At 46.6% G+C, this 14,917-nt stretch carries 14 protein-coding genes; 9 read left to right on the top strand and 5 right to left on the bottom strand.

Features of this window, described 5'->3' with window-relative positions; all coding sequences use genetic code 11:
• Positions 1–80: 80 nt before the first annotated feature.
• Genes ACWYVB_RS20655 through ACWYVB_RS20645 form a run of 3 tightly spaced genes read left to right on the top strand, consistent with a single transcriptional unit; the run spans position 81 to position 2,053 of the window.
• Positions 81–536 (top strand): hypothetical protein, encoded by a 456-nt coding sequence (locus ACWYVB_RS20655; RefSeq protein ID WP_005391987.1) that lies wholly within the window; start codon positions 81–83, stop codon positions 534–536.
• A gap of 5 nt (positions 537–541) precedes the next feature.
• Positions 542–1,639 carry a GGDEF domain-containing protein gene (locus tag ACWYVB_RS20650; protein WP_005391988.1) on the top strand — a complete coding sequence of 366 codons (1,098 nt, stop codon included), beginning with the start codon at positions 542–544 and terminating at the stop codon, positions 1,637–1,639.
• A 24-nt stretch (positions 1,640–1,663) separates the two neighbouring features.
• A complete protein-coding gene (locus ACWYVB_RS20645) occupies positions 1,664–2,053 on the top strand; it encodes a hypothetical protein (protein WP_457529988.1) in 390 nt (129 codons plus the stop codon).
• Positions 2,054–2,156: 103 nt separating this feature from the next.
• Here ACWYVB_RS20645 and ACWYVB_RS20640 read toward each other — a convergent pair whose 3' ends face one another.
• Entirely contained in the window at positions 2,157–2,960 is an 804-nt protein-coding gene (locus ACWYVB_RS20640; protein WP_457529986.1) for an HAD family hydrolase, read from the bottom strand.
• Positions 2,961–3,055: 95 nt separating this feature from the next.
• Positions 3,056–3,943, bottom strand: coding sequence for a LysR family transcriptional regulator (locus ACWYVB_RS20635; protein WP_457529984.1), 888 nt, complete (start codon positions 3,941–3,943; stop codon positions 3,056–3,058).
• A gap of 126 nt (positions 3,944–4,069) precedes the next feature.
• On the opposite strand from ACWYVB_RS20635, the gene ACWYVB_RS20630 reads away from it, so the two are divergent.
• The 3 genes from ACWYVB_RS20630 (at position 4,070) to ACWYVB_RS20620 (ending at position 7,347) form a co-directional block, all read left to right on the top strand.
• Positions 4,070–4,936: an MBL fold metallo-hydrolase gene (locus ACWYVB_RS20630; protein WP_457529982.1), complete on the top strand. Its 867-nt coding sequence runs from the start codon at positions 4,070–4,072 to the stop codon at positions 4,934–4,936.
• On the top strand, positions 4,930–5,550 hold the full coding sequence (locus ACWYVB_RS20625; protein ID WP_395201433.1) for a DsbA family protein: 621 nt from the start codon (positions 4,930–4,932) through the stop codon (positions 5,548–5,550). Before ACWYVB_RS20630 ends, ACWYVB_RS20625 begins: the two co-directional genes overlap by 7 nt.
• A 117-nt stretch (positions 5,551–5,667) precedes the next feature.
• A complete protein-coding gene (locus ACWYVB_RS20620) occupies positions 5,668–7,347 on the top strand; it encodes a pseudouridine synthase (RefSeq protein ID WP_457529980.1) in 1,680 nt (559 codons plus the stop codon).
• Between the two features lie 97 nt (positions 7,348–7,444).
• Here ACWYVB_RS20620 and ACWYVB_RS20615 read toward each other — a convergent pair whose 3' ends face one another.
• The gene (locus ACWYVB_RS20615) at positions 7,445–8,785 is read right to left on the bottom strand and encodes an MATE family efflux transporter (protein WP_457529979.1); all 1,341 of its coding nucleotides are present in this window, start codon (positions 8,783–8,785) and stop codon (positions 7,445–7,447) included.
• Between the two features lie 533 nt (positions 8,786–9,318).
• Here ACWYVB_RS20615 and ACWYVB_RS20610 point away from each other — a divergent pair.
• Positions 9,319–10,467 carry a GGDEF domain-containing protein gene (locus tag ACWYVB_RS20610; RefSeq protein WP_457529977.1) on the top strand — a complete coding sequence of 383 codons (1,149 nt, stop codon included), beginning with the start codon at positions 9,319–9,321 and terminating at the stop codon, positions 10,465–10,467.
• Between the two features lie 3 nt (positions 10,468–10,470).
• Here ACWYVB_RS20610 and ACWYVB_RS20605 read toward each other — a convergent pair whose 3' ends face one another.
• Both ACWYVB_RS20605 and ppnP read right to left on the bottom strand, forming a co-directional pair.
• Entirely contained in the window at positions 10,471–10,752 is a 282-nt protein-coding gene (locus tag ACWYVB_RS20605; RefSeq protein ID WP_041853103.1) for a hypothetical protein, read from the bottom strand.
• Between the two features lie 131 nt (positions 10,753–10,883).
• Positions 10,884–11,168 carry a pyrimidine/purine nucleoside phosphorylase gene (ppnP, locus tag ACWYVB_RS20600; RefSeq protein WP_005392006.1) on the bottom strand — a complete coding sequence of 95 codons (285 nt, stop codon included), beginning with the start codon at positions 11,166–11,168 and terminating at the stop codon, positions 10,884–10,886.
• Between the two features lie 326 nt (positions 11,169–11,494).
• Between ppnP and ACWYVB_RS20595 the strand changes: the two genes are divergently transcribed.
• Both ACWYVB_RS20595 and ACWYVB_RS20590 read left to right on the top strand, forming a co-directional pair.
• On the top strand, positions 11,495–11,998 hold the full coding sequence (locus tag ACWYVB_RS20595; RefSeq protein ID WP_104972159.1) for a DUF2850 domain-containing protein: 504 nt from the start codon (positions 11,495–11,497) through the stop codon (positions 11,996–11,998).
• A gap of 369 nt (positions 11,999–12,367) precedes the next feature.
• The gene (locus ACWYVB_RS20590; protein WP_301577546.1) at positions 12,368–14,914 is read left to right on the top strand and encodes a glycosyl hydrolase family 18 protein; all 2,547 of its coding nucleotides are present in this window, start codon (positions 12,368–12,370) and stop codon (positions 14,912–14,914) included.
• The last annotated feature ends 3 nt before the right edge of the window (positions 14,915–14,917 follow it).

Below are 14,917 nucleotides of genomic sequence, written 5' to 3'. Positions count from 1 at the left end.
GCATCAGACTCGGCTGCTTAAGCTTCTTGGTGTTCTGTATGAAGCAGTTTATTCCTAAATTGGCTGCGGAATGACGGATGATGAAAAAGATAGTCGCGCTAGGTCTGTTTTTTGTTGCGCCATTCTTATCTGCAAGTACGATCGTATTTAGCAGTAGCCAACAACCTAGTGTCACATTAAAACTGGAAGAGATTCAATCTTTACCAACCACCAGCTACACAACCACGCTGCCTTGGATCCCTGCTTCTTCTGAATTTCTTGGGGTCAAACTTAGCACGCTCCTCACCCACGTCTATGGCAAAGTGCCAGAACAAGTTGATGTCAGTAGCTTGAATGACTATCACTCGACACTGTCTCGACAAGACATTCTTAGATACCAACCAATACTGGCTTACCAACAAGATCAACACTATATAAAAGTCAGGAATAAGGGGCCATTTTGGGTAATATACTCTCTTAGTCTCTATCCTGAGCTCAACTACAATAAGTATCACGCGCAAATGGTCTGGCAAGTAAATGAGATGAAAGCAAAATAATAAGAATGAAGTTATCGGAACCCACCTATCAAAAGCAGAGAGCACCACAATACTCTACAACCAGTAAAATGTTGCTTGTGGTGTTTGCCACTTCTTTGCTTCTCGCAAATGTATTGCTTCTGCAGCAGACACGCGCACTGTCACAAAACTTTAATAATGAGCAAAAACAAGCAACCTGGTTTTTATTCCAACTCTCTAAAGAGCTTTCGGAACTTGTCGGAGAAGCGAGACGAGTCGATGAAAATGTATTAAATATCGAAGGTGCAGAGCTACAATATGAATTGGCCTGGAGTAGATTCGATTTATTAATTAGTAGTAATGAAGCCTACACTTTTTTCTCTCGAAATAATATGCATCAGTATTTCATTGATCTTTTTGAGGAATTTCAGGGTCTGGAAGCGCAATTAGTTGAAGCAAGAACTGGCGATAGCCAAGCTGCGGCTCAATTTTATCGATCCACTCAAACACTGTACTTAAGCTTGGTCGATTTCGTTAATCAGAACTTTCGCCTAAGCAGCAAAGTCTATGAGGCACAGAAAGGAGAAACGCAACGGTTAATGCAAGCGCAGTATATGCTGTTTGCTACATTCGTTTTGTCGATCCTGTCTCTGACTTATTTCTTTTATCGTGAATCCCATTTCCATAGAAAACTGGCGCTCAGCGACCCACTGACTCATCTTGGAAATCGCAATGCACTATTTATCAACCTGAATGAGCTCACTCAAGAGAAAAGGCCTTTTTCTCTGTGGATTCTAGATTTAAATGGTTTTAAAAGTGTCAACGATACACACGGTCACCAAGTGGGAGACACCGTACTGCGTGAAATTGCTAGACGGCTTAAATCTATGGCGTTGAATGATTTTACCGTCTATCGCATGGGAGGCGATGAGTTCGCCGTCATCCTCGAAGGGGAGCATGTTGATGAAGAAGGCGTTCGTGAGCATATCAATGCGGTATTTGATGCGCCAATACTAAACTCCGACAACGTCGCAACACTATCAACCAGCATGGGCTTAGCGCAATACCCAAAAGACAGTAACAATGTTGACTTTCTTATCAGCATAGCGGATAAGCGCATGTACAAAATGAAATTTCAACGTTAAACGGTATATATGATGAGAAAGTTCATGCAAGTACTGCTTCTACTGGCAGTCATTGCGGCAGGTGTGTTGGCTTGGGTATTTATTCCATCGCACGAAACCATCGGGCAAAAAACGCTTGAACTGGCACTCAACGACGACTACAGCTTAGTTGGGCATCGAATCTACTCAACCGATCCGGATGCTGGCAACCGATTCGGCTACTTCGTATTGGCAACGGGCCAGAGCATTGAAGAGCAAGAGCCGTTTTTGGTCACTTCGGATCAGTTTATTCGCATGGAGAAAACGGGTGATAATACCTTGTCTGTTACCGTCAATGGCCGTATCTACCAATACCACAACGACTTGTGGGTGCCAAAATCGGACGGAAAGCTGCAGCACTTTTTAGTCAGCGCAACCGCTAAGTACGTGCGCTAAAAAACGGGAACATTAGTACCCCCCTCCCACCACACAAAAAAAAGCCCCGCATACACTGCGGGGCTTTTTACGTTAACAAGAAAAGAACATCGAAAGGAGGACGTTACTTCGCTAACACTTTCTCTTTAATCACTTTGAGTACCCCAGCCTCTTGGTTGCTTGGCGCAGAATAACGAGCGATTTTCTTAATCTCGTCATGCGCGTTGGCAACCGCGTACGAATGCTCACTGACTTGCAGCATTTCGAGATCGTTGAGGTAATCACCAAACGTCATGGTTTCTGCCGGAGTAAAATTCATCGACTCTTGAAGATGCTGAATGGCCGCGCCTTTAGACGCTTCGGCATTCATCACATCCAGCCAAATTTTTGCGCTCACTACGACTTTATGCGTTTCGCCAAACTTCGCGTTCATGGTCGGGAACAGGAGCTCTTCCGAACCGTCAAAGTGACAAATTGCCACCTTAATGAACTCGTCTTCGACCTCAAGCAAATCCGGCACATATTCACAGCGGTGGTAGTACTTTTGAAACTCTTCCAGCGATTGCTGATCATGCGTTTCGATGTACGCCGAGCGCTTGCCACACAATACGATGTTCGCCCCGTCAATTTCACGAGCCGCTTTCACAATCTCCGCCACTTCCGCTTTAGGAATGGTGCAACTGTAGAGCTCTTTGTCTTGGTACATCACCAAGGTGCCGTTTTCGGCCACATACAACACTCGATCTTTGATTGGCGCGAACGTGTCACGCAGGCTGTAATACTGACGACCAGACGCAGCGGAGAACAAAATACCTTGCTCTTCCAATTGCAAAAACAGATCGAAAAACTCTGGATCCAAACGACCGTATTGGTCAAGCAAAGTGCCGTCCATATCGGAAGCAATAAATTTGATGCGAACTTGTGACATTAACTAAAACTCTAAATGACGCTGCGAAAATATAATCCATGTAAGGTACAGGATCTTGTATGAATCTCAAGTCGGGATGACAACGCCTTTCGCGATTACCAAGGGTGCAGTTTAAAGTAATCTTCACTGTGATCGATGAAAGCTCTCACCGCAGGAGACAAGTGTTTACGTGATGAATACAGCGCGTAAATGTTGAGATCATTTGGCTTCCAATTCGGCAACACCGACTCAAGCTGACCCGATTGCAGATAGATATTGCTCAAATAGGTTGGCAGCATCGAAATACCCATGCCTTGCAAAGCGCCATGCAATAACGCCGTGGCCTCATTGCTGGTTAGGCGACACTCAATTCCCACCGATTCGAACTGCTCGCCCTGAGACAAATGCCACACGTGACGCTCAAAGTTTTTGTAACCCAAACAGTCGTGTGAAGATAAATCTCGCGGATGCGCGATCGCGCGATGAGTTTGCAAGTATTGCGGCGATGCCACCAACACCGATTCACACACCGCAATCGGCTTACCAATCAAAGAAGGATCAGGATCCGACGCAATTCGGATCGCTAGATCGATGCGTTGCTCGGTTAGATCACTCACTGAATCTTGCAGATCAATGTCGATATGCACTTTGGGGTGCTTTTGCATAAAACTGTTTACTGCTTGGATCAACTGTGAGAACCCAAATGAAGTGCTAGACGCGAGACGGATTTTTCCGGACAGCTCACCATCAACGGCAATGTTCGACGTCAACGTATCGGCCTGTTTTAACCAACGCTCAATCTGAGGCAAGCTGCGTTCCCCTGCGGTGGTGAGCGACACCTTGCGCGTGGTGCGGTGCAACAAACGAGTTTGTAGCCAGTTCTCCATCGCCTCTACATAACGAGTCACCATTGGCCGAGACATGTCTAACCGCTCGGCGGTCGCGGTAAAACTGCCAGAATACACCACATCCACAAATACTTTTGCTGCCGTTACTCTGTCCATATATTTGCTCGAAATAAGAAATAGTGATGCACATTATTGTGTATTTTTCCGAGCGTATCAATTTCCTAATATAGCTCCCGTTCCCAAGCCATCGTCGCTTGGCCCCGAATTCTTTAGGAGCTTATTATGAAAAAATTCACTTTGATTGCTACATCCATTTTAATGGCAAGCCCTGTCCTAGCGGCAAACCACTCTCCCCTTACTCTTGAGGTTTACAACGCCGACGGTAACAGCTTCCACGTTAACTCAACCTTGGTATACGGTAAGACTGATGCCATGGTCATCGACACTGGCTTCACCAAAGCTGACGCGATGCGCATTGCCGCCAAAGTGTTGGACTCAGGCAAAACGCTTAAAACCATTTTCATCAGCCAAGCCGACCCAGATTACTACTTTGGCGCAGAGGCCTTACACCAACAGTTCCCTGATGCGCAGATCATCACAACGCCAGCGGTTCAAAAAATTATTAAAGAGAAGTTGGCTGGAAAGCTGGCGTACTGGGGACCAAAACTTGGCGCAAACGCACCGGTAAAACCAGTGATCCCTGTCGCGTACGACAAAGCATCATTAGAGCTAGAAGGCCATAAGATTGAAATCCGTGGTAACCATGGCACATCAGCACACCGCCCTTACCTATGGATTCCAGATAACAAAGCGATTCTGGGTAACGTAGCCGTGTACTCAAACGTGCATTTATGGATGGCCGATGCCGCTGACCAAACCGCCATCAATGCTTGGGAGCAGCAGCTTAGCGAGATGCTTGCGCTTAAACCTCAAGTGGTCATTCCTGGTCACATGAAAGCAGGCACAAAGCTGAACGCAGACACCATTCGCTACTCGCAACAATACTTGCAGGATTTTCAGCAAGCGAAAAAACACAGCAATAACAGTGCTCAACTCATTGACACCATGTCAGCGAAATACCCAGAAGCTCAATTGCCAATCGCGTTAGAAATCGGTGCGAAAGTGCATACTGGTGAAATGACATGGTAACCGTGCATTACTTCTTCGATCCCATGTGTGGTTGGTGCTACGGGGCATCACCACTCATCGAAGCCTTGATGGACACCTCTCAATTTAAGGTCGAGCTTCATCCCGGCGGCATGATCGAGAAACGCGAGATTGAACCTGAATTTCGTCAGCACATCATCAACAGTGACGCTCGTATCGCAACCGAAACCGGAGCAACGTTTGGTGAAGCATATCTGCAACGCGTGAAAAGCGAAGATGCGTTTGTTCTTGATTCTTACCTACCAACACAAGCGATCTTGAGTGCGGAGAAAATGGGGCTGAATCCATGGCACATGCTAAAGGCCATCCAATCCGCGCATTATCAGCTCGGGTTAAAAGTGGATGAAGCATCGACGCTCAAAGCCATTGCAGAATCGCTAGGTTTAGCAAGCGATGCGTGGGAGCAAAACATGACGTTAAGCGAAGCCGAGCTAGATGAGAGAATTCGCTCTAGCCGACAGTTGATGCGCCAGTTACACGTTGGTGGTTATCCAACCCTGATTGTAGAAGTAAATGGCGAGTACTTGACCTTGCCGCACTCGGCCTACTACGACAAACCGGCACAGTGGAAGCTTGCATTACAAAAACTGCAATAAGCTCTTCCCACTCGCTCTTGTTCTTAATCCAAGAGCGAGTGCCAACACCAAACATGGCAATCCTGACTCAAACAGGTACAATCCTCGCTCGAATTTTTACTCGCGCGGATACCCACCATGCACTCGCCTGAACATTGTTTTACTCGTTTTACTGCTGATACTTCTGACTATGAATTACCAACGCAGTTTACGTTTCCGTTCTACTACACGCCGCATCCTCTTTGCGTTATGGCCGCAAAGCAATTGCAACAGCACCTATTAGCGCAAACCGACTTCGAACACGATTTTGGTTTAGTTAATGAAGAAACGGGGCGAGGCAAAATGTTTGGCGTATTGCTGGTAAAAAGCCCTCAAGGCGAGCTTGGCTTTTTAAGTGCATTTTCTGGCAAAATTGCTGACCAAAACTTGATTCCAGGATTTGTCCCTCCTGTGTACGACATGCTGACCGATGAAGGCTTCTTCCGCGCAGAAACGGATGCCATCAACGCCGCCAATGCGGAGTACAAAACCTGTGCCGCGAATCCGGAATTGGCAGATCTTAAAGCGCAAATCCAAGCCGACCGAGCCGCTTATCAGCAAGAGGAGCAAACACAGCGCCAAGTGATGATAGACGGCCGCGCCGCACGCAAACGACAGCGCCAACAGGGCGAGCAAACACTCAATGCCGATGACCTCAAAATCTTGTTGGATGAGTTGGGTAAACAAAGTGTCGCCGAGAAAAACGCTCTCAAATACTTAAAGCAAGCGTGGGATGAAAAGCTTGCAATCAAAGAAGCACGATTGGCCGAGTTAGAGCAGCAACTTGCTCACCTTAAAGAGCAGCGCAAGACGCTCTCCAACGCTTTACAGCACAAACTGCATAAACAATACCGCTTCCTAAACAGCCATGGCGAAACACGCGACTTGGTGGACATTTTTGCGGACACCACAAACCCAATCCCACCAGCAGGTGCGGGGGAATGTGCTGCGCCAAAACTGCTCCAATACGCATTTAAACACAGATTCAAACCGCTGGCGCTGGCAGAATTTTGGTGGGGTGTTTCGCCAAAGTCTGAGGTTCGCCAACACAAAAAATTCTACCCATCGTGTAATAGCAAATGTCAGCCGATTTTAGGCCATATGATGCAAGGGCTGGATGTCGAACCTAACCCATTGGCGGAGAATTGGGCAGAAGACAAAGAGCTAGAGATAATCTACCAAGACGATGCTATGGTCGTCGCCAACAAGCCCTCGGGCTTACTTTCAGTGCCGGGTAAAACCATCAAAGACTCTGCTTATACGCGCCTACAAGCGATGTTCCCTGATGTGGAAGGGCCGTTTGTGATTCATCGCCTCGACATGGCGACCTCTGGCATTTTGGTGTTTGCCTTAACTAAACGCGCGAACAAAAGTCTGCAAAAACAGTTTATGGCTCGCGGCGCACAAAAACGTTATATGGCACTACTCGAAGGCGTATTGAACGCGCCGGAAGGGGAAATTTCACTGCCAATGCGTGGCGACCCCGACGATCGCCCACGTCAGTTGGTGTGTTTTGAACACGGTAAACATGCAGAAACCTACTGGCAACTGATTGAAGTCAAAGATGGACGCAGCAAGGTATACATGTATCCGAAAACCGGGCGAACTCACCAACTACGTGTACACAGTGCTCATCACATGGGGTTAAACATGCCGATGGTTGGTGATGGTTTATACGGCGAAAAAGCGAATCGCTTACACCTGCATGCTGAGATGCTAGAGCTGGATCATCCATACAGCAAAGAGCGCATGGTGTTCAGAGCTGAGTGCGAGTTCTAACTTCTTCCAGATTTTAAATAACAAAAAGGCACTGACTAACAGTGCCTTTTTGGGTTTCTAACAACAGAATAAGCGTGATGCGCGATACCGAAAACCGTTAGCTCACCTTAAACTTGGTCCACACCTGAGAGCGCCAACGCCTTGCCATGATGATACCACGCACCCATTCATCGAGAGCGATTGCCATCCAAGCCCCTAAAACGCCATAACCCATGTGGATGCCAAAGATGTAGGAGAAAAACACGCCTAGTCCCCACATACTCAAAATCCCCATTTGCACTGGGAACTTGATGTCACCCGCGCCTTTGAGCGCCGCGATAAAAATCAGGTTAAACACACGTCCGGCCTCGAGCAAAATTGAGCCCATGACTAACGAACCTGCCAATGCGAGTATTTCTGGTTGATCGGTAAATACGCGCAGAATCTCTTCTCTAAACAGGTAAATCAGTGTGGTTGCCGCCGTTGATGCCACAAACCCCACTAAGAAGTAGATTTGTACGCGTTTTAAAATGCTGCTCACCCAACCTTTGCCGATGTAGTAACCAGTCTGAATTTGCGCAGCCTGACCAATTGCCAACGCGAAAGCAAACGAGAAACGGGCAATGTTTTGTGCATAAGTGAAAGCCGCCAACGATGCCGTCCCCATTTGCACCACAAAGTACACAATGCAGATTTGCGCCACGTTATAAGACAGCACTTCACCCGCGTTCATGCCGCCGATTTTTAAGATCTTTTTGTAAATCTCTGCGGGCACTTGTTTCATGGTCGACATCGGTAGTTCAACGCTGCTGCGAGCGAGAATAAACCATAACATTAACGTACCGATGACTTGGCTGACGACGGTTGCTATTGCTACACCCTGCACACCATACACAGGTAAACCGAATGGCTGGTAAAGCGCAATATAGTTACCAATGATGTTGAACACACCCGAGATCAAGTTCACCACCATTGGAGAACGTGAATAACCATGACTACGCAGAATAGTTGTAAAAACAACGCCAATCGTAACGTTAAACGTCATCGCACCGCTTATCAGCAGATATTCATGAGCGTACTGCTCGACTTGCGCTTCCAAGCCGTAATACGGGAGTAGATATATCGCGCCAAGCACGGCAATCACACTCAAGAACGCACCGACAATCACAGACAGCGCAATACTTGCAACGCCGACGTTCACAGACTCTTGCTCGCGCCCAGCACCGTTGTATTGGGCAATCAAAATCCCCGTTCCGCTGCTGACAAACGTCGAAACGATGATTAAGAAAAAGGTAATCTGCGTGATCACACCAACAGCGGATACCGCTTTGTCTGAGTATCCACTCAGCATGAACACGTCACTGGTTCCTAAAGCCGTCCGTAGCAAAATTTCGACAAGAATCGGCCAAGCTAACGCCACGATGGACATTCGTTGGTTGATGTTCTGGCTTTTAGGCATGTTTGTAACCTTTCCTACAACTAAAAACTGCCTCACAAAATGTGTGAAGCAGTTTGGAAAAAGAGTGACTCGAACGAAGCTCGATATGAGGCCGTGATTTAGCGCGGATTCTAGTCGCATATTGGTCACAACGACAACAATATTTCGCTCTGTTTCGGAAAAATATTTCTAATGCTTTTTCACAACGAAAAACTCATTGCCGGAACTTAGAGATCGTCGATTGACGAACAATGAGCTCAATAGGTAGAAGGCGCAGTTCATGCTACTCCCAACAGAGTTGAGTCAGGATAGATCCTGCAAATACGGCGGTGGAAATGCATTACTTTGAATTATTAATCGAACCATCTGAAGCCATAAAGATCCGCCATGGAAAACTTTATAAGCCTTTGTTGTGCTTTGAGCACTCTCACCAAACCACACTTCTAGGCCCATACTAAAAATGACTGACATCACATTTGGAAACTTTGTTGTTCTATTCATCGCTAAAATACCGCCTAGAATAAGCGTACACGTTAATTAAACAAGGATACGTAATGTCGACATTGGCTGGAGCACGCTTAGAGGAAATGGCGGATATCCGCTCAACAAGAAAAAAGAAAATTGTCTTTTTATGCTCCAGTATCGCCGCGGCATGTTTAACTTATGGCTCCATTGCTCAATTGTTTGAGGATAATTGGGGATTAAGCTTTTTCCATGCTCTGTGTGCCTTAGCCTGTTTAGGTATCAGTTATGTGATAAAGGTTCAACGACATCATCAATATGCCGACCTATGGCTGAGTGCAGTTTTGATGTTCGAAGGGTTATTGCTACTTCTGTATAACGATGCCCCCTCAGGCAAACTGCTATGGCTATACCCCATTATCGCCACTCTGGTGCTGATCAATGAGTTTAAAGTCGGTCTGCTGTTTAGTGGCACCTATATCTTACTGATCTTTTTTGGCGTCGTTTTTTTAGATCGGCTACCAACAGCCAGTGACATCATAGAACGACGATTTATGCTGACCCTAATAGCGACTGCATTTGTGTGCCACACATTCTCGTACTACTACACAAAAGTCCTCAACTACATTCAAACACTTTATCGTGAAGGGATTGAAGAGTTGGCGTATTTTGACCAACTCACAGGGCTTGCCAACCGCTGGAGCTTTGAAACTTGGGCGCGAGCAAAGCTCGATGAGATCAACCATTCATCTGATGACAGCATCACTGCTCTGGTCTTCCTAGATATTGATAACTTCAAACATATTAACGACACCTACGGACACGATATTGGTGACCAAGTGCTTCAAGCCTTTGCAACTCGATTAAAAAACAATGTTCGCCATAAAGACAGAAAAACCGACAAACACGACTACTCCATCGCTCGATTTGCGGGCGACGAGTTTGTGCTCATGCTGTACGACATAAACAGTAAAGATGACCTCGACAGCATTTTGAAGCGTATTGTGAATCTATTCCCAAAAGGCTACCGAAGCTACGATATGATTAACGAGTTAACAATGAGTGTGGGCGCTGCTATCTACAAACAAGATGCGAAGGATTTATCTGAATTGACTCGGTGCGCAGATAAAGCAATGTATGCGGCTAAACACACAGGGAAAAACCAATACGCGTATTACGAACACTGCAATACCGAAGAGAAGTCAGCCTCTGAAACGCCGGCTGTGTCAGAAGCTTGCTAACGGTTAAGCGAATACATGCATCACCCATAGCCCCAGCACCAGAAATACGATTAGCCACACAGCTTGCAGCACTCTGCTCGGCTTATCTTGCTGGCGACCGAATTGGCCTTTAAACGCACGGTCCTTCACTTTGCCCATTAAGCCTTTTCCTAGAGCACGTCGATAGAATTCACGTCTCTTATGGGCTGCATTGGCGACCTCGGTAAAACGATGTCTTTGCTCATTGGTGAGATCTTTGTCCTCGTAACGAGGAGGGAGATCAGAATGCTTGCGTTGTACTGCCATCACTTCCTCCCTGGTCGATGGGTACATTTTTATTAAGTATATACCCAAATAACCAAAAGATGCGTTATAAGTGAAGGACATAGACGAAAAAACCACCCGAAGGTGGCTTTGTTACAGGCAAAAAGGACGCTTTAGAAGTACTCACATAAATACGCAGTCGCGTCTTTCACTTGAAGCTCAAATGAGGAGTTCCCTTCCACTTCAAAAAACTCACCACTTTGGTAAGTCGTCCAATCACTCTCGCCGACACGCTTGACCACAAGTGCACCTTTTACAACCGTCATACGCTCAGGCGCTTGAGTGCCGAACGTGTATTCACCAGGAAGCATTACACCAACGCTAACGTCCTGATCATTCTGGTTAAAGCCTAGTGATTTTACACTACCTGCAAAATAGCTATTTTCCTTAATACTCATTATTGGTTTCCTTATCAAAAGTCCGCTCTTTTTTACCTTGTTTCTTCCTGTTACTCAAGCTCTGAAAGCCATTAAGCTCAACGTTATAAAGCACATCCTTTGCTACCGAGCGAGGCCACCTTTTTCTAGGCTTAACCAGACGACGTAATTAGTGAGATAAAGTCGGTGAATTAGTTAACGCCAGCAAACAATAAAACCATCAATAAGAGTGTATCCGAATGTAAAAGTGGACATTAGATCATAATTTCTTAGTCTTAATCGCGGGATTGTTTGTTTTTGAGAAGGAAGGTTTCCACCATATTAAAAAAGGGAAGAAAAGTAGACCAATGACGGACTCAGCTCGCCGAAGGCGGAAAACAAGACAGGAACCAAAACTTTCATTTTGGGCTCGCCACCAATCCAAAGTCCTCAAAAGCACATTTGCCGTTTTTGGGGTGGGTCTTTTGACGTTTTTCAGCTATCAAATCCACCTATCCTATCAAGACCATATTGACCCGGAAAAAGTCTACGGCGAGTGGATTGAGATCGGCGCGCCACCCTACCAAACAGAACGTCTGACTTTCACAGAGGATGGGGTATATCGAAACCATCGACTCATCACGACAGAATTTGAATTCGATGGAAAGGTCATCACGTTGAACACCGGATTAGGAAAAACCGCGTACCAGATCTCGGGCTCTCACCTTTCACCTCAGATTCGCCGTATTGAGCCTCTTATTCCAGACCAACGATTCATCCGTAAGGGATTTGAGCATACCGTTCAAGGCTCAGAAACCGGAGCGGCTTCAAAACGTCGCGCTGCATTAAGTGAACATTTCAGCCGTGACTAGCACGTCTTCACGGCTATTTCTCCTTTCAATTATCTTTCTACTTCGATGAAACAAAACCTTAATAAACAATGAAATAAGGTATTCATCGCATTTATCCCACCCGATACTGAGTAAACAATAATTTTAGTTTCTGCTGAGATTTTATAAATTATTGACTCAGTCTGACACTTTCTGTGTAACAGAGTGCGAGTTTTAGTTAAGTTCTCTCAAGTGCCTCGAAAACCGTCTTAATTTTTTTTGACGAAAAAAAACTCTCTGAAATGCTGAGTGTGATGCTTTTGCACATGGAGTAAATCCAATCATCTTATCTGGTGCAAGAGCAGCCTATGTTCTAGGTAGAACATGAATCCAAGGATTGAGAGAGAAGTTATGATTCGATTTAACCTATGTGCAGCTGGCGTTGCTTTAGCACTATCAGGTGCTGCAGTTGCGGCTCCAACCGCGCCAAGTATCGATATGTACGGTTCCAACAACCTTCAGTTTTCTAAGATTGAACTCGCGATGGAAACCACGTCAGGCTACTACGACATGGTGAAATACCATGAGCAAGCGAAGATCACTGTTAAGTTTAACCAGTGGAGTGGTACGCCAGGTGATACTTACAACGTCTATTTTGATGGTGCAAAAGTAGCAACCGGCCCAATCACTGGTAGCCAAACAACAGCGACATTTGAATATGGTCAGGGCGGCCTATACCAAATGGAAATCGAGGCGTGTGATGCGACAGGTTGTGCGAAAAGCGCACCAGCTGAAATCACGATTGCAGATACCGATGGTTCTCACTTGAAGCCACTGACGATGAATGTTGATCCAAACAACAAAACGTACAATACCGATCCAAGCGTCGTGATGGGTACGTATTTTGTTGAGTGGGGCATCTATGGTCGTGACTACACGGTCGATAACATGCCAGTCGACAACTTGACTCACATCCTTTACGGTTTTATCCCAATTTGTGGCCCAAATGAGTCTGTGAAGTCTGTTGGCGGCAACAGTTTCAATGCACTACAAACCGCTTGTACAGGCGTGCCTGACTACGAAGTCGTGATCCACGACCCTTGGGCCGCTTATCAGAAGAGCTTCCCACAAGCTGGTCATGAATACAGCACACCTATCAAGGGTAACTACGCAATGCTAATGGCATTGAAACAACGTAACCCTGATCTAAAAATCATCCCATCTATCGGTGGCTGGACGCTGTCTGACCCATTCTTCGATTTCGTGGACAAGAAAAACCGAGACACATTCGTCGCATCGGTTAAGAAGTTCCTGAAAACTTGGAAATTCTATGACGGTGTTGATATCGACTGGGAATTCCCAGGTGGCGGCGGTGCAGCCGCGGATAAGGGCGACCCTGTAAACGATGGCCCTGCTTACATCGCACTGATGCGTGAATTGCGCGTAATGCTTGATGAATTAGAAGCTGAGACAGGCCGTACTTACGAGCTAACGTCAGCTATCGGTGTCGGTTACGACAAGATTGAAGACGTAGACTACGCAGATGCGGTTCAATACATGGACTACATCTTCGCGATGACTTACGACTTCTATGGCGGTTGGAACAACGTTCCTGGTCACCAAACTGCGCTTTACTGTGGTTCATTCATGCGCCCTGGTCAGTGTGACGGTAGTGGCGTTGATGAGAACGGCGAACCGTACAAAGGTCCTGCTTACACAGCAGATAACGGCATCCAGCTTCTTCTTGCTCAAGGCGTTCCTGCGAACAAGCTAGTACTTGGTACAGCAATGTACGGTCGTGGCTGGGAAGGCGTCACTCCAGATACGCTAACCGATCCAAATGACCCAATGACAGGTACTGCAACAGGTAAACTGAAGGGCAGCACAGCGCAAGGTGTTTGGGAAGATGGCGTAATCGACTACAAAGGCATTAAGTCATTTATGCTAGGTGCCAACAACACTGGCATTAACGGTTTCGAGTACGGCTATGATGCACAAGCAGAAGCACCATGGGTGTGGAACCGCACAACGGGTGAGTTGATCACATTTGATGACCATCGCTCAGTGCTAGCAAAAGGTAACTACGCGAAGTCTCTAGGTCTTGCAGGTCTATTCTCTTGGGAAATCGACGCGGATAACGGTGACATTCTCAACGCAATGCACGAAGGTATGGCTGGCGGTGTGGTTCCTCAACCAAACCGTAAACCAACCGCAGCTGCTGGCGCAGATCAATCTGTAACTGGCCCAGCAAGTGTGGTTCTAGATGGTAGCCTATCGAAAGACTCTGACGGCACTATCGCAAGCTACGCTTGGGAGCAAGTCTCTGGTACTGCAGTGGTACTAGCAGGCGCCAACACTGCGAAAGCAAGCTTTGATGCAGCAGAAGTTACCGTTGAGGAGCAATTAACTTTCAAGCTGACAGTGACTGACAACGAAGGTGCAACGGCATCTGACCTTGTTGTAGTAACTGTGAAGCCAGCAGGTGTGGTTGACCCAGCGAACAATGCGCCAGTAGCGCAAGTTGTTGCTCCAGCAACAGCAAACGCTGGTGACGTTGTGGTTGTAGATGCGTCAGCCTCTAGCGATGCAGACAACGATACTCTTACTTTCAACTGGACGCTTCCTCAAGGTTTGAACGCAACGGTTGAAGGTTCTAAAGTAACTTTCACTGCTGCTGAATACCCGCAAGACACTAGCCTAAGCTTTACCGTAAGTGTGAGCGACGGCAAAGCGTCTTCAACGGCAAGCGCAACTGTTGTTGTTGCACAGCATACCACCGATCCAAACCCTGGTACCTGTGACAACGCATGGGATGCAAGCGCAGTGTACACAGGCGGCAACCAAGTCACTCATGCAGGTAAAACTTGGGAAGCGAAATGGTGGACTCAGGGTGACGATCCTAGCCAATCTGGCGAATGGGGCGTTTGGAAAGAAGTTGGCGTAGCTAACTGTAACTAAGCC

The sequence above is a fragment of the Vibrio sp. JZG10 genome (genome assembly GCF_054064075.1).
This window is presented reverse-complemented; position numbering and strand designations above follow the sequence as displayed.